Origin of the sequence: Dolichospermum planctonicum (assembly GCF_005402965.1) — a bacterium.
Classification (GTDB): domain Bacteria; phylum Cyanobacteriota; class Cyanobacteriia; order Cyanobacteriales; family Nostocaceae; genus Dolichospermum; species Dolichospermum planctonicum.
Map to the genome: position 1 here is coordinate 52,262 of NZ_BJCF01000011.1, position 20,853 is coordinate 73,114.

General features: G+C 36.2%; 15 protein-coding genes and 1 pseudogene. All 16 read right to left on the reverse strand.

Going from position 1 to position 20,853, the window contains the following annotated elements; translation table 11 throughout:
* Positions 1–33: 33 nt before the first annotated feature.
* Entirely contained in the window at positions 34–1,878 is a 1,845-nt protein-coding gene (gene hepA, locus FFO06_RS07110; protein ID WP_137907414.1) for a heterocyst formation ABC transporter subunit HepA, read from the reverse strand.
* Between the two features lie 112 nt (positions 1,879–1,990).
* Positions 1,991–2,719 carry a heterocyst development glycosyltransferase HepC gene (gene hepC / locus FFO06_RS22550; RefSeq protein WP_137907415.1) on the reverse strand — a complete coding sequence of 243 codons (729 nt, stop codon included), beginning with the start codon at positions 2,717–2,719 and terminating at the stop codon, positions 1,991–1,993.
* A 624-nt stretch (positions 2,720–3,343) separates the two neighbouring features.
* Entirely contained in the window at positions 3,344–5,572 is a 2,229-nt protein-coding gene (locus tag FFO06_RS07120; protein WP_137907416.1) for a GumC family protein, read from the reverse strand.
* Positions 5,573–5,626: 54 nt separating this feature from the next.
* Positions 5,627–6,718, reverse strand: coding sequence for a glycosyltransferase (locus tag FFO06_RS07125; RefSeq protein WP_137907417.1), 1,092 nt, complete (start codon positions 6,716–6,718; stop codon positions 5,627–5,629).
* 62 nt (positions 6,719–6,780) lie between these two features.
* Positions 6,781–7,713, reverse strand: coding sequence for an NAD-dependent epimerase/dehydratase family protein (locus tag FFO06_RS07130; RefSeq protein ID WP_137907418.1), 933 nt, complete (start codon positions 7,711–7,713; stop codon positions 6,781–6,783).
* A complete protein-coding gene (locus FFO06_RS07135) occupies positions 7,710–9,044 on the reverse strand; it encodes a DUF4910 domain-containing protein (RefSeq protein WP_228036453.1) in 1,335 nt (444 codons plus the stop codon). The genes FFO06_RS07130 and FFO06_RS07135 overlap by 4 nt, the downstream gene beginning before the upstream one ends.
* Positions 9,045–9,272: 228 nt before the next feature.
* Positions 9,273–10,592 carry an NAD(P)H-dependent oxidoreductase gene (locus tag FFO06_RS07140; protein WP_137907419.1) on the reverse strand — a complete coding sequence of 440 codons (1,320 nt, stop codon included), beginning with the start codon at positions 10,590–10,592 and terminating at the stop codon, positions 9,273–9,275.
* Between the two features lie 2 nt (positions 10,593–10,594).
* Positions 10,595–11,140, reverse strand: coding sequence for a dTDP-4-dehydrorhamnose 3,5-epimerase (gene rfbC, locus FFO06_RS07145; RefSeq protein WP_137907420.1), 546 nt, complete (start codon positions 11,138–11,140; stop codon positions 10,595–10,597).
* 52 nt (positions 11,141–11,192) lie between these two features.
* Positions 11,193–12,029, reverse strand: coding sequence for a phytanoyl-CoA dioxygenase family protein (locus FFO06_RS07150; RefSeq protein ID WP_137907421.1), 837 nt, complete (start codon positions 12,027–12,029; stop codon positions 11,193–11,195).
* 27 nt (positions 12,030–12,056) lie between these two features.
* Positions 12,057–13,070 carry a glycosyltransferase family 2 protein gene (locus FFO06_RS07155; protein ID WP_137907422.1) on the reverse strand — a complete coding sequence of 338 codons (1,014 nt, stop codon included), beginning with the start codon at positions 13,068–13,070 and terminating at the stop codon, positions 12,057–12,059.
* 167 nt (positions 13,071–13,237) lie between these two features.
* Complete coding sequence (locus FFO06_RS07160) at positions 13,238–14,509, reverse strand: class I SAM-dependent methyltransferase (RefSeq protein WP_137907423.1); 1,272 nt, start codon at positions 14,507–14,509, stop codon at positions 13,238–13,240.
* Positions 14,510–14,631: 122 nt separating this feature from the next.
* A pseudogene (locus FFO06_RS07165) lies at positions 14,632–14,772 on the reverse strand (glycosyltransferase family 2 protein); the annotation flags it as partial.
* A gap of 140 nt (positions 14,773–14,912) precedes the next feature.
* The gene (locus tag FFO06_RS07170; protein ID WP_137907424.1) at positions 14,913–15,950 is read right to left on the reverse strand and encodes an NAD-dependent epimerase/dehydratase family protein; all 1,038 of its coding nucleotides are present in this window, start codon (positions 15,948–15,950) and stop codon (positions 14,913–14,915) included.
* A 121-nt stretch (positions 15,951–16,071) separates the two neighbouring features.
* Positions 16,072–17,283 (reverse strand): L-2-hydroxyglutarate dehydrogenase, encoded by a 1,212-nt coding sequence (lhgD, locus tag FFO06_RS07175; RefSeq protein ID WP_137907425.1) that lies wholly within the window; start codon positions 17,281–17,283, stop codon positions 16,072–16,074.
* 44 nt (positions 17,284–17,327) lie between these two features.
* Positions 17,328–18,101, reverse strand: a complete 774-nt coding sequence (rfbF, locus tag FFO06_RS07180; protein ID WP_137907426.1) for a glucose-1-phosphate cytidylyltransferase — start codon at positions 18,099–18,101, stop codon at positions 17,328–17,330.
* Positions 18,102–18,659: 558 nt separating this feature from the next.
* On the reverse strand, positions 18,660–20,846 hold the full coding sequence (locus tag FFO06_RS07185) for a tetratricopeptide repeat protein (protein WP_137907427.1): 2,187 nt from the start codon (positions 20,844–20,846) through the stop codon (positions 18,660–18,662).
* Positions 20,847–20,853: the final 7 nt, after the last annotated feature.

A 20,853-nucleotide genomic window follows, 5' to 3' on the forward strand; every position in this document is an offset into this window, starting at 1 on the left:
TAATTAAAACCGGATTTATGATTTATAATCATATTAATCATCATGTCTATGGCTAACTTCATACTGCATTTGGTGATATTGCCAAAGTTTACCTTTTTGTGCTAAAAGTTCTTGATATTTACCCTGTTCTACTATTCGTCCCTGTTCTAAAACTACAACTTTATTTGCCTTAGCAATAGTAGAAAGACGGTGAGCAATAGCAATTACTGTGCGGCCAGCAGATAGCTTTTCTAGTGACTCTTGAATTAAACGTTCAGAAACAGAATCTAAGGCACTTGTAGCTTCATCTAAAATCAAAATTTCTGGATTTCTCAGCAATGCCCGGGCAATAGCAATTCTTTGTCTTTGTCCGCCTGATAACCGAACACCTCTATCTCCTAATTGTGTATTAAACCCCTCCGGCATTTCTAAAATAAATTCTAGAGCATTTGCCAATCGAGCGGCTTCTTTAATTTCCGTTTCTGTTACTTTTGGTGTACCATAAGCAATATTTTTCCAAACAGAAGTATTGAAAATAAATGTATCCTGACTAACAACTGCTATCTGACGACGAAGAGAGTTGATTTCAAATTTGCGAATATCAACTTCATCTATATAAATATAGCCATCACTAGCATCATGAAAACGAGGAATTAAATCTGCAAGTGTAGTTTTTCCGGCACCAGATGAACCAATTAATGCCGTCATTTCACCTTGTTTAATTGAGAGAGTAATATTATGTAAAACTCGTTGATTAAGACCATAATCAAAATCTACAGATACTAAATCAATTGACCTTTTTAAACCTAGAAATTTGAGTGTGCCATTTTGAAAGTAGATTTTATCATCAGTTTTCAGGAGATTCTTAATATTTTCTACTGCTCCGGATTGGGTAGTTAAAAAAGCTACAACTCCATTCAAATCTTGAGTCATAGGGATAATGCGAAATAGTACAAAGAAAAAGGTCAACAAAGCTGAAACCTTCATTAAACCTGTGACTAGTGCCACAATGATCATACTAATCAGAATTAGAGTAGATATACTCTCAGCTAAAGGTTTAACTACCAAAGAAATCCAGTAAACACTTTTCAAAGTGTCAACTATTTTTTCACTTGCTTTATAATACCGTTTGCGCTCAAATTCTTGAGTAGAAAAAGCATGAATTGTGCGTATACCTTGAATAAACTCTAGCGTCCTAGAAGTAAAGTTATCATTAGCTGTAGTAATACCAAAACTACGTTCTCTAATTTGTTTATTTAGTGTAGATAATGCCACCGCCAAAAGACTAAATAGCAAAATTGAAACTATGGAGAGTTTCCATGAAAGGATAAACAGGGAAACAGAATAGACTATGAGTGCGAAGATTCTAGTAATTAAAAAAGCTATACCCCCAAAAATTTGTCTAATTCTCTCCATTTCATTGGTGAGTATATTAATTAATTCTCCAGATTTTTTCTGATTAAAATAGCTGAGAGTTTGAGCCTCCAATTGTTCAAAAACTCTTTTACGGAGCGTGTCTACTAAACTTATTTCGCTAAACTGGATGCAAATTTGTGCTAAGTAGTTAAAAGATGCACGCATACAGGTTGTGATCACAATTAAAGCTGATACTCGATATAATCGATCATTTACTGAACCATTAATTCCTAAAATCAAAATATCAAACCACTCAATTCCTGTTTTTACCGGTTCAGCACCAGGAGTAGTTAAACTTTGCAAGAATACCAATAGAAATCCTAAACCAAACCCTTCAAAACTTGCAGATAAAATTGAAAACACTAAGGCTAAAATTGCTACAATTCGAAAATGTTTAAATTGTCGTAATATTAACCGATTATTTTGCCAAAAACTTGTAGCCTGGAAGAGTTTTACCGTTGACAGTATAAATGCTGTCTGCATAGTTTTCCTTGTTTTTAATTAGGTGCATAATTCACGATGAAAAACATCAAAACAGGAAATATTCATCCAATAGAAAATTAGATAATTTCCCTGATCTGTAGGCATTTAAATTTTAGCCTTTATCTGCCATATATTGATAAATTCGGTTAGTTGATTTAACTTTTTTCTGTTCTTCTAAACTTAATTTGACTGCATCTTCTAAAGATAAACAATGATTGTTAATTAAGCAATATTTTCCCTGCAATACATTCAATAAATTAGAGAAAATATCCAGAAAGTATTTACATAAACCAGAGGGGAAATTTCTGGTATCATCTTTGAACTTTGAGTGAAATTTGATCGCCTGAAAAAGTTGACCATTTGCGCCAACATACCATTCATAATTAAGCAGAATTCTGGCGGAATATATTTGCATAATTATCAATCCTCCAATCAGAAATGGCATCATAAATAAGAGTAAAAATAACGCAAAATTCCAATCAATTATTCTTGAAAAAAATCTGAAAAATTCATTACTTTTTTTTGGCAATTTCTGATAACTAGGAATACTCATAAATATGGGCTTATTAGCCTTTTGACAAGCATCTGCCCAAAGTCTTAATAAAGAATCACCGATTTTTGGATCTATGCTCACTAAGGTAATTGGAGAATGTTTTAAGCACTCTATTAAAGATTGTTGATTCTCTAGTGAAGCTAAATAGGGATGTGGCAATTTTCCAGAACTTTTGACTAATAACTTTCCTCTGCGCCATTTTAATGTGCAGGATAGGGAGCTAATATTTTCAGACTGCTGAGGTATAATAGAGTTATTATTTAGATTAGAAATAACTGAGGTTGGCATAATATTGTCAGTGATAAAATAGTAAAAGATTGAGTGTATCTCCAGTCACAGAAAATTAGGATTACTGTTTTTCTGTCGTTTTATTCACAATAAAAGCAGATATTAAATATTTGAAGTGAATTTAACTTTCATTGCTAGATAGGTTCTCCTAATAATATCTGTATATGTCAATATCAATAGCAAAAATTAACTAAGATAGCTATGAATTAACGCCACTTCGTATTTCCTTTAGGTTTGAGGATTTTAATATGTCTTTCGATCTCTACAATATAAGACCTTTGATTAATAGATCATGGATAAACAACTTCTTTATTCACTCTTTAAATAGATATTACTTTTATTGGCAAAATATTAAGCTACGATAAATGAATTAATTGTCACTAAATAAAGTTAACCAAAATTTGGTTTTCATAAAACATATTATTATCAAATATATAAAACTCATATTTTATTTTTATTTTATTTTTGAATCTCATTTCAGAGACCCGACTTCTTAGAGCAGTCGAGGATATTGTTGTTGAGAAATTATTCAATGCCAAAAACCCCATGACTACCTATTGGAGTCCGGGGGTGTTTGAGAATGTCCTAACTATTTAACTAAATTGAGTGATCAAATATTCTGCCTTATTCTTCCATTGCTGGTTGCAAAACGAATTGTTTTGGCTTTACATAAGGGACATAGGTGCTATCAGATGAAGATACACCATTAGCTACAACTCCAATCAAATTTAACTTACTCAACATCGCTGTAGCTTGATTAAGTTGGGTGCGTGTCACTTTACCAATACTTGCCATTATGATCACACTTCGACAAGATGATGCTGTGAGCATAGCATCCACTAAACCAAGAACGGAAGGGGCATCTATGAGTACCAAATCATAATTTTCTTCAAATGCGGCCATCAATTGCTTCATGCGAGGAGAACTCAAAAGATGGGCAGGATCAGTCGGTATTGGTCCAGCGGTTAAAATGTCAATGTAAGATGAGCCAGAGTAAGGAACACTGATGTGATTAGGTAGATTAACTTCACTTTCTAATAAAGTTGAAAGTCCCTGTTCATTGGGAAGATTTAGTTGTTTGTGGAGATTAGGATCGCGGAGGTTAGCATCAATAAGTAAGACCTTTTTATGCAAACGAGCCGCACTCATAGCTAGACCTAACGCCAAAGCTGACTTACCATTATCTGGTAATGCTGATGTCACCATTAAGGATCTCAAATCAGAGACATTATTGAGTAGTTCGATATTTTTGTAAATGAGATCAAGTGATTCCCAGCGGGGAGGAGATTGTAGTACCTGAATTGTCCAAGGAGCAAGAACTTCTGGTTTGCCAAATGGCAATTTGATCATTGATTCTCTGGGTTTAGCAGGTGGCAATTTAGGAGTTGTTCCTAATAAGGGGAGAGAAACCTGTTTTTCTAATTCAGCCGTAGTATGCACAGAATCATCAGATGCTTCACGAATAAAGGCAGCAATACCTCCTAACATTAAACCAATTACTGCTCCTAATAATAGGTTTTGTCTGATGTTGGGACCAGTTTGAACTCCTTCTTGGGGTTCTTCTACTACTTCCCAATTAAATCCACCTTTAGAAAGTTCTTGACGTAATTTTTGTTCAGATCTTAATAATTGCTCCAATCTTTCTCTGCTAAATTGTAATTGGGGAAGTATGCGATTGTAATAAGCCAATAGAGAAGGAAACCGCTTTAGATCCGTTTGTAATTCTTTTTCTTTTGCTGCTAAAGTTTGGTCGCGGGCTGTTAATGCAACTATGGTAGTTTGGGTTTCTACTAATTGACCTGTGAGATTAAGATCAATTTCTCCAAGTTGTCCTTGTTGTAAAAGATTGTCTCCAGAACTAAGGACTGGATTAGAACTTTGTCCTAAAGTTCTGCTAACTTCTTTTTGCAAAAGTTGTTTTTGACTTTGCAGTTGTTCTTGTAATTTTTGAACGCTGGGAGTATCTTCAGTGAAGCGTAAGCGTTCCTGTGCTAAAGCTAGTTCTGTTTTTTGGATTTCATTGAGTAAACCTTGGTAGCGGGTAGACTGACTTAAACGAGAAGAAACTAGAGCATTTTGTGGAGAACGGTTTAGTTGTGCTTGCAAAGATTTTTGTTTTGCTAAAGCTTCTTCATACTGAGAACGAGTTGCTTGTCGTTCCTGTTGCACAGTATTTAAAGTGGTCTCTATGGTTTTGGCCTGAGTTTCTGGATCAATTAAATTCTGATTTCTGCGAAATCGTTGTAGATTTGCTTCGGAAACAGTTACTTCATCGGTAGCTTTTCTTAATTGATCTTTAATGACTTGTAGACCCTTTTGTAAGCGTGAATTTTGCTGTTGTTTGTTATATTCTAAATAAACTTGCTGAATAGTATTCAGAACTTTTTTAGTTTTCTCTGGATCGTTATCGCTATAATCAACTTGAAAGATTTTAGTGGCAATATTATCATCTTTGGTCTTGATTTGATTTAAGACCAAAGAGTTTTTTAAATCCATTACTGTTAAGTCTGGATATTCAGATTTGAGTTTATCAACTGCTTTTTGAATCAGTCCAGAACTCTGCATTAAGTTCAGTTGAGTAGCGGTATCTATCTCGATGTTAGTATCGGTAAACTGACTTTCGGTGTTATCAGTTTCTTTCTTCCCTTGATAGTTAGGTTCTACTAACAATTGCATGGTGCTTTTGAAGCTGGGTTCTGTTTTTAAGGCCATGATACCAGCGATGGCTGTAGAACTCAAAAATACTAATAATATCCAGGGAAATCGTCGCCACAGTACAGCAAAGATTTGTCCGTAACCTGGATCGGTTTCTGAGGCTGAATTTATATTTGGATTTAGACTAGTTTGAACCACTTTTATTATCCTTATCTACTATACACTACCCAAACACCTAAACAATCAAATAAATTAACAATAGACACCACTGGCTTGATCAATAATTCGCTCAACTTTACCAAAAAATGACTGTTCTGAAAACTTGCTAACAGCATGATTACGAATGGTTTCATAATCCCAAGATATTCCTCCAGCTTCTAGTAATGCTGCTTGTAAAGAGCATGGTGTTTGTCTTTGAAAAAATACACCTGTTTTCCCTGGTATTTGAGTATCTAATACTCCACCTGCTCCATAGGCAATTACTGGTGTACCACTAGCATTTGCCTCGACTGGAACTAATCCATAATCTTCTAAAGCCGCAACAATAATTGATTTGGCTTTAGAAAATAAGTCTTTACGTTCTTTATCACTAACATGACCAAGAAATTGGATGTTGGGTAATGCCTGAGCTTTTAATTTTTCTTGTTCTGGTCCATCACCTGATATTAATAAATTCCAGCCTAGCCAATTAAAAGCTTCGACTATTATATCAAGACGTTTATAACTTATCATCCGCGCCGATGCCAGGTAATATTCCTCTTTAGTATCGGAAAAAACAAAGTTGCTTGTATCAATTGGATAATTAACAACAATGGCTTGTTTGTGATATATCTTTTCAATTCGCTGGGCAACAATGCTAGAGTTGGCAATGTAAAGATCCGGTTCTTGAGCATATTTCAGGTCTAGATTTCTGATGATTTTAAATACTTTTTCAATCAGGGGAGCAAAGTATCTATAGTCTCCATATTCCCGTAAATAAGTTTCTGTATCCCATAAAAAACGGGTAACATTATGACAAAAACAAATATGTCTGGCTTGGGGTTTTTTCCGTACTGCCTTGGCAAAACTTGTGCTACTGCTAATAATCAAGTCATAGTCTTGTAGATCCAAAGACCGAAATGCTGGAAAATACAGGGGAGCTAACATCCGAAAATATTTGGTTGCACCAGGAATTTTCTGCAAAAATGTGGTATTGATAATTCTTTCCCCTAGATCAATACTCTTTTGTGCATCATATAATGAGGTGAAAATGTCGGCTTCGGGATAGCGTTTGCACAATAATTCAAATACGCGTTCTGCTCCACCGCGCTGAGTTAAGTAATCATGGACGAGAGCAATTTTCATAACGGGTTTCCTATAATTTGGTCATGGGTGATGGGTAATTGGTAATTGGTAATTGGTAATTACTAATTCCTATTCCGTATTAATTGATTTTTATACCAATCTATTGTTTGTGCTAAACCTATATCTAAAGGTGTGATAGGTTGCCAATTAAGTTTGGTTTGAGTGAGGCTAGTATTGGCAATTGTGACTTTTTCGATTGGCCTATCTGGTAACACGCCAAATAAAGGCTGAACAGGCGCACCTAATAAGTCTCTGATGTTTTCTACAACTTGGCGAATTGATACCAGAATCCCTGAACCTAAATCATAAGTGCCACCTTCAATGTTCGGCCTCTGTGCAGCAGCAATTAGTCCGGTAATGACATCATCTACGTAAATCCAATCAACTTCTCGTTTACCACTGGCTAGTTTTGGCGGCTGATTTTTTAATAAGGACAGGATGACTGAAGGAATAATTTTGTGTCCGGGTTGTCTAGGTCCATAAGTCATAAAAGTCCGGGCTATGACTACGGGTGTTTGATAAAGTTGATGAAACATCCTCCCATAGGCACTACTAGCCCATTTAGCAGCGGCGTAGGGAGAGGCGGGAATAATTTCCTGATTACTCAATTCTGGTTCTTCCAGAGAGCCGATGAGGACGATACGTTGGCATTCTATTTTGGTGGCTACTGTTAAAATGTTAACGGTACTGGTGAGTAAACTGTGATAAGTGGGTAATACCAGTTCTGCTCCCGCTGCACCTGTGACGTTACCAGATAAATGAAAGATCACATCTGGCTGAATTTTCATTAACAGTTTTTCTACGGATTCTATGTCTTCTAAATTGCTTTGCCACCAGTTTAAATTGGGGGTTGCTGATGTCTGTACTCGCCGGGAAATTGCGTGTACTTCTGCACCAATTTGACACAAGCGATCGCATAAATGATTTCCCAGGAAGCCACTAGCACCTGTAATTAGTATTTTTTGCTCAGATAAGCTCGAAATGAAGTTGTTCATTTTAACTGCAATAAATCATGTTTAAATAAGGCATCGGCTGATTGTTTGATCACTGTAAATGGCAAACCAGATTTATCAGCAATATCCAACAAACTATGATTACCATCTGATAAATTTAGTACCCAAAGAATTGCTAGTTCATTGAGTTGTTCTTCTGCTTGTCCACCCACTGCCCGATATAACCCTCTTTTCCCCAGTCTTGGTTCACATTTAGGATTCTGATTTAAGTAGGTTTTATTGTCTTCTAGAATCTCCATGGCCGATAAACATTTGGAGAAAGAATCTACTAAATCAGGAATTTGGACAAATGACAAATTATCGGCGGATGTATGATATTCAGGAAAACTACCATGAGGCGATCGCATCAAGCAACCTACAGCGAGATTAAATCCAGGAGAACAATATTGCCTTTCATCATAACCATAAGGGAAAAAATCAATAATTTCATATTTTTCTTTTCCGTTTTGCATAATATGAACTAATATCCGATCAATTTCAGCATCACCTCGGCGACTTTTTTTATAATTAATTTTTCCTGGATCACCAAGACAAGTTAATACTAAACCATGTTTAATATTGTGAACTTGTGCCTCATTTAAAGACAGCCAAGTAATAGAACCAATCGTCCCTGGAATAAACAGAAATCTGTAAGAATAGTTTAAAGATATCTGGCTAAGATGTTTAGCTAAAAAAGTAGCGATCGCTATTCCAGAAAGGTTATCATTTGCCAATGAAGGGTGACAAACATGACAAGAAATTAGCACTTCATCACTGGTATCTCCGGGAATATAATACTCACCATAACTGAGATAACCAGGCTCTAAAGAAGAATCTATACAAACTTCATATTCTTCATCTCGTAATCCCAGATATTGATTATGACTTAAACAAAAGCCCCAACTTTCTCGATAATATGAAGTGCGATAAGGAACCCAATCTGGATAATCTGGCAGAGTAAATAAGTGATTTTTTAATTCAGATAAAGAAATTTTCTGATGTACAGGCACACTATAATTAACAACATGAAGATTGGATTTTTTGAAATCAATAATCCGTTCACCTTCAGAGTTTTTGATATAAGCATCTCGAATATTCCATTCTTTAGGTACTGTCCAATCAAATACTTGAGTACCAGAAGGAACTTCATGAACTAGTAAAGGAATATGCTGTTGAATTAACCGGAGAGTCTCCCGAACACCATTACCAGTAATACTGCGGCAAATAGGATACATTTGAGTCATCAATTGATAAATTTCTTGACCAATATTCCCCGGTTGTATCATTGGTTGATTATCAATTAATTTATCTTGTTTAATAGGAGTATGAACCATAAAAAACCTCACGAATTTATGAAAATAATCCCTGCTAAAATACATCTTTCTATATCCAAATCGTTGAGTTAAATATTTTTTCTTCTCTCCCTGTCCTTCGTGCTGAAAGTAGCTAGTCAAAAAAATAATTTTAGACTCAACAGAAGCCTCTGGAATTATATATGTAAATTCAGAGGTCTAATGAAAATATCAGGAAACCTCTGAATTATTTTGATAGTTTTTTTAAAACTATTTTATTAGTGCCAATAAAGTTTCTGCTGCCGGAGCAAAATAAACTGATTGTTCAGCGCGTAATTTATCGCAAAGTCTGCCTTCAGGTAATTCTACATCATCGTAAGTGAGAACCTGATCTTTAGGAATATCGCGCTTCAAGCGACATCCTTCTGCAATACCCATTGGTAGTAAGTTTTGTTGTTGAACAATGGGGGAATTTTCACATTGTCCATAGGTCATGTAATAACCAATACCATCAATGGTTTCTCCGGCTCGGAGGTCAATTTTGGCCGTGGTGACAACATCAACCACCGGACCGGCGATTGGTGTCAGTACAGCATCATGAAAGAGGACAGCACGGGCTACTGATAGGGGAACTTCAAAATGGCACAGGTGATAGGGGGTGTAGAAACTGTAGAGAGGTCCTTCACCTAGTTTATACAGGTTGAGATAATGACGTTGTTTGGGGTCTTCATGGGTAGCAAAAACAAATACTCCCGGACTTGGTTTAGCGCCAACGACATAATCAACGATACCGCCTAATTCTTGCAGTTGGTCAATATCGTACATTTTAGTCATTTCATCAACGTGACCCGTGTAGTCATATCCCAACATCCCCCGCTTGGCTACTTGCATCCCTGTACCATTAGCTACGATCGCCTGCTCAAAGGAGATTTTTGTACCATCAGCAAAACTTGTCACCATGGCGGGATTTTGACCCCAGCGCTGGGCGAAACCGGCTTGGGTGGTGGGGTTGCGGTAAGGGTCTTGTAAACCCTTAATATTGCCACACAGAAGGGGCTTTAAACCGATGCTTTTGACAAAGCGGTAGAGATTCATCTCTACCCCTGGTTGGTCGCCGTCACAGGCACTCAGGATGACTCCAGCCCGGTCTGCGTGAACTTTGAGGATGGGTCCAATTGTGCCATCAAGTTCGGCATTCATTAAGATGATATGCTTTTGATGAGCGATCGCAGACATGACCAAATGAGTCGCGTATTCAATTGTCCCGGTGACTTCAATGATTGCATCTATACCATCTGCTTCACATAGCAGCATAGCATCTTCGGTGATGGCATATTCATTTTCAGCGATTGCATCTTCCAAATCAGCTAAATTGGCAATAATTTTGATATTTTCAATTCCTGCTTCTAAATAAGCTCGTTTGGCTGTATCAATGTGACGATTAGAAATAGCCACCAACTCCATTCCTGGCACAGAATTGATAATTTGATTAGCAATGCCTCGACCCATAAAACCAGCGCCAATCATCGCCACTTTTACTGGTTTACCTAATGCAGCCCGTGCTTGTAAAGCCTTATCAACAATAATCATAATTAAACTCCTATCAAAATAGATTCTAGTAAAGGCCAATTCCGATCTTTATCAGACATTTCTGTGGCAGTTAATGGCCAAGAAATTCCTAAAATTGGGTCATCATAACGTAATCCTCGTTCATATCCAGGAGTATAAAATTCACCCACTTGATATACAACTTCTGCACCATCTGTTAAAGCTTGATAACCATGAGCAAACATTTCTGGTACATAAAGAGCGCGGCGATTTTGGGCAGTCAATTCTATACCAATATGCGATAAATAAGTTGGAGATTCAGGACGCATATCAACAATTACATCATAAATAGCTCCTTGAGTGCAGCGAATTAATTTTGTTTCTGCTGCGGGGAGAGTTTGATAGTGCATTCCTCGCAATGTACCTTTTTTATGATTAAAAGAAAGGTTACATTGGGCAACTGTGGGTTTTAAACCATGAGCGATAAATTCATCAGCGCAGAAAGTGCGAGCAAAAAAACCGCGAGAATCAGGCTTTTCTTCCAAGTCAATAATGAAAGCACCAGCGAGTTTAGTAGAGGTAAAAATCATAGTTGTTTAGGAAATTTTTGTTGAGGATAATAGAATTTTTTTGATTTTAGGTTTATACCTTTAATCCTAATTGAGTATTTATTTTGGCAAAGGTATCATCATGATATTGTGTACAAAGTTCAGGTCGTTTAGGGAGGTTAGATGTGTATGTAAAAAACAGTGTTGAACGTTCTTTGTTTCTCACAGTTCCGTGATGTAAAATATTTCTAGTATCTGTAAAAATTACAGTTCCAGCTTTACCATGACATGATTTCCAAGCTGATTTAGGAATAACTTTCATCATTTTATCATCGTTAATTCCTAAAAAATTAACTCGCCATAATTCATAATCAATTCGATAATTATTTAATCGTTCTAGAGGATTTTTTGGCAGTGGTATATATTCAAATGGCCCATGTTCTTCAGTGACATCATTGAGATAGATAATAACTTTAATCATGCGTCTGTCTTCAGAATCTTTATGCCATAGTAGGGTTTCCAATTGCTTCTCATTAGGAAAGTCTTTCCGCACATGAACACCATGAAAAGCGATAGGTAAACCTATATAATGCTCAATGATATTTTGTAGTCGGGTTTCAATTCCCCAAGCCAAGAATTCTGGTAAATCTGTAACCGTATAAATTTGCGGTAATTTATATCCGGCACGGATATTTCTAGAGTTTACCATACCATGTATAAAACTATTAGCAATAGCCAACATTTTTGGAGTAGATGATAAACCTAATTCTTCTAAAGATGTGATGCAAACACCTGATTGTTTGAGAGTATCAACAATCAATTTATCTGTTGAATTAATGGCAGGTAAATTTTTAGCATGATGCCAAAGTGACATTCGATAATTTAACTCAGAACTTAAAGTTGAGATTTTTTCTTGAATTTTTTGAAGCATAGTATACTTACCAATTAACACTAATCTTTATCCTCTATGGCTTCTGACTTCGGAAGTTGTTGTTATCTCCAGTTCTGCTTCCGCTACTTTAAATTCTTTCATGGGTATTAATTCAAAAGCTGCCACACTAGCTAAAGCCAAAAAAGGAACTACTGTCTTGATAGCCGATACAGGCCATCTTCTCATTGCCCCTAAAAAGACTTTTAAGTTTACTTCTTTTAAATTTTGGACAATCATTCGGCGACAATATGCTTGAGAATATCCAATTTCTTGAAGTTTTAAAATAACTTCAGGTATATGTTGGTATTGCATTAAAAGTGCGGCTTTGGGATCTTTTTGCCAATGACTAACACCAACAATACATTCTAAATAGTTATCTTTAGTGACAATGACCTTTCCATGAGCAGCGCAATATCCCGTTAAATAACCAAAGTATATCCAATTCTTCTTCCCTTCTGGCCAAAATTCCAGGGCTTTTTGAACAGTTTCCGTGCGAAAAATAGTTGATGAAAGAAAAATTACAGCCCCCACACTTTTAGCAAAACTATGTTCAAAAATAGCTTTACCATCACCATTTCCGTCTTCACTATCAATATCAAACCAGCGATTACCAACTATTTTTGGAGGATGTACTTCTTCACCAGTAATTTTATTTCTACCAGAAAAATTCAGCAGTAATAATGATAAGTTGTCCTGTTGTTTAATCTGATCTAAAACATAAGTAATAGCTCGATTTTGAATGGGATCATCATCACCAATTGCCCAAACATATTTAGTTTTTGCAGCCTCTAGACAATAAGTGACATTTTTAATTACCCCAATATTTTCACTATTTTTATTGGTGTGAAATGTAATCTGGTTCAGATTTTCTTTCCACTTATTAATGACTGCCTGAGTATTGTCAGTAGAACAGTTATCAGAAACTAAGATTTCACAGTCAGATTCATAACCTTTAATAGCTTCAGATAACCAACGTAATTGTTTATTAAGTAACTCGGCTCGATTGTAAGTAGGAATAGCAATAGTTAGTAATTTGTTCATGGTAAAAAGATATCTCTGGTAATAATTTATTAGGACTTGAGGATTTAGTAGATACATTTTCCTGATTTTAATGAGGTTTTAAAGTGTGGGAATGAGGATAATTATTGTTTGAATAAAACTTTATCTCATAGCCCACAAGCTTCTTCACCATAATTAAAAATTGTTACTTATGATGCCATTAACATCATTTCGATGGGAGCATATTGATAAACTGTAACTTCAGGAATTGGTACGACAAACTGACCACCCCATTCACTAATAAATGACATCTGTTGCATGACCTCATCCTTGAGATTCCAAGGTAAAATTAGCAGATAATCAGGTTTAGTTTCGCGGATTTTTTCAGGATGTAAAATAGGAATATGAGTTCCTGGTAAAAATAGTCCTTGTTTATGGGGATTTCGATCTACTGTATAATCAATTAAATCTTTATCCACACCACAGTAATTTAAGAGTGTATTACCTTTAGCAGGTGCACCATAACCCACAATTGATTTACCTTCTGCTTTGGCTGTGAGTAGAAATTTCAGAAGTTTAAACTTAGTATCTTTGACTTTTTCTTCAAAGAAAATATATGTCTCTAGCCGATTTAAGCCAGCATAAATTTCTTTAGCTTTGAGTTGGGTAACCCGCTCACTAATTATGGGAAATGCAGCATGATCATGTTTACCATAAATTCGCAATGAACCACCATGAGTTGGTAATTCTTCAACATCAAAGAGGGTTAAGTTATGAGCCGCAAAAATTTGCTCAACAGAGAGGAAGGATAAATAAGAAAAATGCTCGTGGTAAATTGTGTCAAATTGATTATGTTCAATTAACTGTAATAAATGGGGAAATTCCATTGTTAAAATGCCATTTGGCTTTAAAACAATCTTCATTCCTGCTACAAAATCGTTGATATTGGGTACATGAGCCAATACATTATTACCCAGCAATAAATCAGCTTGTTGATTAGCGGCTACTAATTCTCTGGCTGTCTGAATTCCAAAAAATTTAGTCAGACTAGGAATACCTTTAGCAATAGCAACTTCAGCAGTATTCGCGGCTGGTTCTATTCCTAAAACGGGAATTCCCTTTTCCTGAAAATACTGGAGGAGATACCCATCATTACTAGCAATTTCAATTATTTGGCTATGGTTGTTAAAACCAAACTTTTCTACCATCAAATCAGTGTAAGCTTTAGCATGAGCTAACCAACTTTCTGAGTAGGAAGAAAAGTAAGCATAATCACCATCACCAAAAATGTGATCTGGAGATTCAAATTCTTCTAACTGCACCAATAAACATTCCTCACAAACATAGGTATGCAGAGGGTAAAACTTTTCTTTTTGATTTAACTGTTCAGATGTGAGATAGTCATTTGCTATGGGTGATTTTCCTAAATTTATAAAGGTATGTTGCAGTGGATTATGACAAAAGCGACAATTATTTTTCATGGCCAATTACTCCCTATCCCTATTTGCTCTAAAATAAAGGGTTTTTATGATATGAAACGCACCAATCCTAAACTAACCTATCAATTATTTATTCTTGATTCGATTTACCCCAAAGGAATAAATTCATCAGAACAATTATCAAAAACTAAAATTTCACACTCTGTTTTAAATCCTTTGATAGCCCGGGATAACCAAGTTAATTGTTTATCTAGTAACTCGGCTCGATTGTATGTAGGAATGGCAATGGTAAGTAATTTTTGCATGATATGTTAATACCGATATGAGAAAATGACTTGGTATATAAGAAATGTAGGTTGGGTTGACTCAAGGAAATCCAACAAAATTATTAATCGTGTTGGGTTTTGCTGTCGCTCAACCCAACCTCCAATATTTTCGGAATAAATTAATAATTTTCCTGTTGATTCCAGAAAAAATACCGATCAATTTGTTCTGTGCGAATCAGATATTCTAATTGCTTTAATCTTGTAAAACCTCTAAATAAGAATGTGTCTTCTGTCATGTCAATTTGCTTGAACAAACTAAATAATTGTTCAGCCCCAATTTGAGCATTCCAATCACATTTAAATCCTGGTAAAATACTATTAATCTTCTCAAAACAAACTCGATAGCTGCGATTATCTGCACCATTATTACCAAAAGATAATTGACAACCAGGGAAAACATCGGCAACAATTTCTGCTATTTCTTTAACTCGATAATTATTTGCAGTATCGCCAACATTAAAAATTTGATTGTGAATAATATCTCTAGGTGCTTCTAAGGCACAAACAATGGCTTTACAAATATCTAAAGCGTGAACTAATGGCCGCCAAGGTGTACCATCACTGGTCATTTTAATTTCTTTTGTAGTCCAAGCTAACCCCGCTAAATTATTTAAAACTATATCAAATCGCATTCTAGGGGAAGCACCAAAAGCTGTCGCATTCCGCATGAAAGTAGGCGAAAAATCATCATCAGCTAATGGTTTAACATCTCTTTCTACTAATGTTTTACATTCGGCGTAAGCTGTTTGGGGATTAACTGGTGATTCTTCTGTAATATCACCTTCACTAGCTACACCATAAACACTACAGGAGGACATATAAACAAAGCGACGAACACCAACTGATTTGGCTAGATTAGCCAGACGAACTGAACCTAAATGATTAATATCATAAGTGATATTTGGTGATAATTGTCCAGTAGGATCGTTAGATAATTCCGCCATGTGAACAATAGCTTCTACTCCTTCTAAATCTTCGGGATTGATATCACGAATATCTTTATTTAGGGTTTTAGCTGTTAAGTTAGTTCCGTTATATAGCCAACCAACTTTATAAAATCCAGTATCAACTCCAATAACTTCATGTCCTTTTTGCATGAGTAAAGAAGGTAATAAAGAACCAAGATAACCTTCTGTTCCGGTGACTAATATTTTCATGATTTTTAAAACTTTTGATGTGTGAAATTAACTTGTTTCTTGAAGAGTCACTAGAAAAGAAAATTTCCAGAATAATTAACCGCAGATAAATGCAGATGAACACAGATAAGAGATGATGCTGTTACGCTACTAAACTGTGTAAATGCGTTGGTTCTGGTATTTGCTTAACTATAGCTTTACCAATTTCTAAGGAAGAAGTTGCAGCGGGTGAAGGTGCATTACAAACATGAATGGAATTGTCACCATTAATGATTAAAAAGTCATCTACTAGAGAACCGTCATTCATTAATGCTTGAGCGCGAACTCCTGCATGGGTAGGAATTATATCTGCTGCTTGCACTTCGGGAATTAGTTTTTGTAAACTTCTGACAAAGGCTGCTTTACTAAAGGAACGAATTATTTCTTTCATCCCTTCGGGAGCGTGTTTTCCTGCTAGTTTCCAAAAGCCAGGATAGGTAATAACTTCGGCAAAATCTCGAAAGTCAAAATCGGTTTTTTTATAACCTTCACGTTTCAGGCTTAAAACTGCATTTGGTCCAGCGTGAACGCTGTTATCAATCATGCGGGTAAAATGCACACCTAGAAAGGGGAAATCAGGGTTAGGAACTGGATAAATGAGAGTTTTGACCAAGTAGCGTTTTTCTGGGGTTAGTTCGTAATATTCACCGCGAAAGGGAACGATCTTAGCTTCAGGATTAGCCTTACCTAATTTTGCCATGCGATCGCTATGTAATCCGGCACAATTAATTATAAATCGAGTTTCAAAACTGCCATTATTAGTTTCTAATACCTGATTTTTTCCCCTAGTGACAATTTTTAAAACTTGGGTATTAAGGCGTAAATCTCCTCCTTGATTACGAATTAATTCCGCATATTTTAAACAAACTTTTTTGTAGTTAACAATTCCTGTACTAAATACTTGAACTCCACCAACACAACTAACGTGAGGTTCAATTTCCTTGACTTCTTCTGGACTAATTCTTTTAACAGGAATACCGTTTTCTAAACCGCGTTTGTAGAGATTTTCTAAGCGGGGTAATTCTTGTTGATTACTAGCCACAATCACTTTACCACAAACTTCATGATCAATATCATATTTCTGGCAAAATTCTACCATGGAACGGCTACCTTCACGGGAAAACTTAGCCTTAAAACTTCCCGGTTTATAGTAAATACCAGAATGAATTACACCGCTATTATTACCAGTTTGATGAAATGCCCATTGACTCTCTTTTTCTACTACTAATATTTGGGCATTTGGATAACGCTCTCCTAAAGCCATTGCGGTGGAAAGTCCAACTATTCCCCCACCAATAATCGCAAAATCATACATTAGTAATCTTTCCCTAATCCAATATCTAAAATCTCAAATTACTATTACCAAACTTGCCAAGGAGCTTTACCACTTTTCCAGAGATCCTCTAGATAGTTTTTATCTCTTAATGTGTCCATTGGTTGCCAAAAACCATCATGTTTATAAGCAGATAATTGTTCTAAATCAGCTAACTTCTCTAATGGTTCTTTCTCCCACACTGTTGAGGTATCAGCAATAAAATCAATTACTTGTGGTTCAAGAACAAAATAGCCCCCATTAATCCAAGCACCATCACCTTGAGGTTTTTCTTTAAAACTAGTTATTTTAGTTTGTTCTTGTCCTAGAGAAATTGCTCCAAATCTTCCTGCTGGTTGCACCGCGCTGAGTGTTGCTAATGTCTTTTGTTCTTGATGGAATTTAATTAATTCTGTAATATTGATATTACTTACACCATCACCATAGGTAAAACAAAAGGTTTCATTGCCAATATGTTCACGAACTTGTTTTAAACGTCCACCTGTCATTGTATGATCACCTGTATTTACTAAGGTGACGCGCCAAGGTTCAGCATATCCAGAATGAACATTCATTTGATTAAATCGCATATCAAATGTCACGTCTGACATATGTAAGAAATAGTTGGCAAAATATTCTTTAATAATGTACCCTTTATAGCCGCAACAAATGATGAAATCGTTAATACCGTGAGCAGAATAAATCTTCATGATATGCCAGAGAATTGGCTTACCACCAACTTCCACCATGGGCTTAGGTCTGATAGTGGTTTCTTCACTTAACCTTGTACCCAAACCTCCTGCTAAAATCACTGCTTTCATATAATTGCCTCAAAGATTTGCTGGTGGTTTCTAATTTCACAAATTTGAGATGAAGAGAATGCATTATGATATGAAGAAAGTTGAATCATTATTTCTTCCTTTGTCTTTTTAAGTAGATAAATATAATTTAACTGTAATTTTCTAGAAAATGATAAAGAATAAGTAAATTAACATATTTTATCTGTAAAATATTTATAAATAAATGACTGATATGGGACTCCTATTTGATTTTTGAATATATGCCCGACTGGCTGAAGAAACAGAAAACCTTGATAAATCAAGAGTTTCAGGGCTAGGCCACGCCAGCTATCAACAAATCTCATATATACAATTATGCGCGTTTGTATAAGTAATGCCCAGATTCGGCAACAATATCCCCGACTCCTCTAGGAAGTCGGGGATGTGAAAATCTCGACGGTCAAAAATCAGATAGGAGTCCTATATAAGTACCTGGGCAAAATTAATTGCACATTTGGGAAAACAATAGAAATCTCTGTATCTCTTGTTTGTCACCTGTCACCTTTTCTGAATATGAAATTTATTTTGCACGACTACTGATCAATTATTTTGCCCCACTAGGGTTGATTTAGGTAATATGTCACATTTGTTGGCTACAATAATACAAATGCTGCTGATGGCTTGTTGATAATTATCCATATCATTTTTCTCCAGGGAGACTTTTGCAGCTTTTTCTAAATCTGCAACGGCTCGAATCTGATTTTTATCAGATCCATTTTCTCCATATTGTGCTAATTCATAGTAAGCCATACCACGTTTCAGATAAACTTTAGCCAGTTGGGGATTAATTTTTAATGCTTCGGTAAAATCAGCGATCGCTCGTTTATATTCTGCTACATAATTATTGCTATATTGAGCAATTTGATAACGAACTAGACCCCGTTGAAAGTAAGCTTCTACCTTGGATGAATTGAGTTTAATTGCTTCGGTAAAATCCGCAATTGATTTCTGGTATTCTTGAAGAGAATTATTGATGTATTTAGTGACTTCAAATCTGACAATTCCCCTTCTGATATAAGCTTCAACATCATTTTTATCTATGTTAATAGCAGTAGTAAAATCCGCGATCGCTTGTTTATATTCTTTATGGGGATCGCTACTATAGTCCGCCAACATATAATAAGCATTCCCACGATTTACATAAGCTTTAACTTCTTGAGCATTTAGCTTCAAAGCTTGATTATAGTTGGCTAATGCACCTTCATAATCATTTAAATTATAGCGAGCATTACCCAAATTTACATACCCTTTGGCATATTGGGGATTTTTTTTGATAGCTTCCGTAAAATTGGCAACTGCTTGTTTATAATCTTGCTGTTGATAAGCAGTGTCACCAAGTTGATAGTAATCCATAAAAGAGAGATCTTTCGGTTCAGGAGTTTGATTATCTTTTTGAGACATCAAACTTTGTTGAATATAAGGATTTTGGGAAACAAAGGGACGAGTAAATTTAATCACTAGGTCTAAATAGCCCAAAATCCCCAATCCCATAACACTAAAAATTATACCGTAAACCTTGGAGTTAAACTTTTTAGAAGAGGGAGGATGATAAAACTGCTGACTAAATCCCGACTGGTAACTATGAACGCGATAATGTGATCTAACAGGCCAGGTAATTCGTGGTGTCGGAATATAGCGCCGTTGAGATTTTCGCCGGGGTTGGAGATGCTGTTTAGAGCTAATGGCTGCTAGTGACGGAAACGGATCTCTTCCACCTAATTGGTTAGTCCGTTCACACCAAGGACATTTATGCAAATGATGATGATAGAGATGCTGGGGATTAGCAGTACAAGTGACTAAACCCTCTTCCACCGCCGTTAATGCTGACAACCAGGTTTGAGCATTAGGACGTAACTGTGGATTGTTATGACCATCTTCAAAACAACGCACAAATAAATCCCGTAGGCTGGGATGAAGCAGATCCCAACGAGGTGAAATAGGAGTTGGCAGATAGGGTACTTGTTTCTTTTGACTATAGGTAAAATGACCCTCAAGTATCCGCCCTTGATAGGGAGGAGGTTCTATCCCACCTTGAAATATCCCCGAAAATGGGTGAGTTCCTTCCATTAACAACTGGAATATCAATACACCCAAGCCAAACAAATCATGATAACTTTCCCGGTCATAGTCAGCAAAAGTTTTATTCTGTAATTCTGGGGGAGTATATTCTGGCTTCCCCACCGCACAACGATAGACAAGATTCTGTACTGGTTCTCGAACTTGGAAGGAATCAGTGTCTACCAATGTCACCAAAGCTGTATCACTAACTAGGATATTTGACTCATTCACATCACCAATGCAGTATCGGCTGGCGTGCAAAGCCGCAAAAGCGGCCGCTAGATTGCGGGCGGTTCGCATTAAATACTGATAATTGAATAATGGGCAATATTGTCGGCGAGTCCCTGGATTATAAAAATCCATAATTGGCCGCATTCCCCTAATTCGTGGCATGATAAAGCCCACCACCCTACCGCTACCATCTGCCGCCTCTAACAATTCCCGTGGCCAGGCAATGGAAATATGTCCTAAATTTGCTGTAGGATTAACTGGGGGATTAACAAGCATGGCCTGGAGTTTTTCGCCATGACGGATGGTTGGTTTGTGATAGATTTTAGCTACCAAATGTTCATCCGATGGCACTGCATATATACAAGCTTCACCTCCATGTCCCACACTGACAGAGAGGTTGAGAATTTCTGGGTTGGTGAAACGACGTAGTACCTGCATGGAAAAA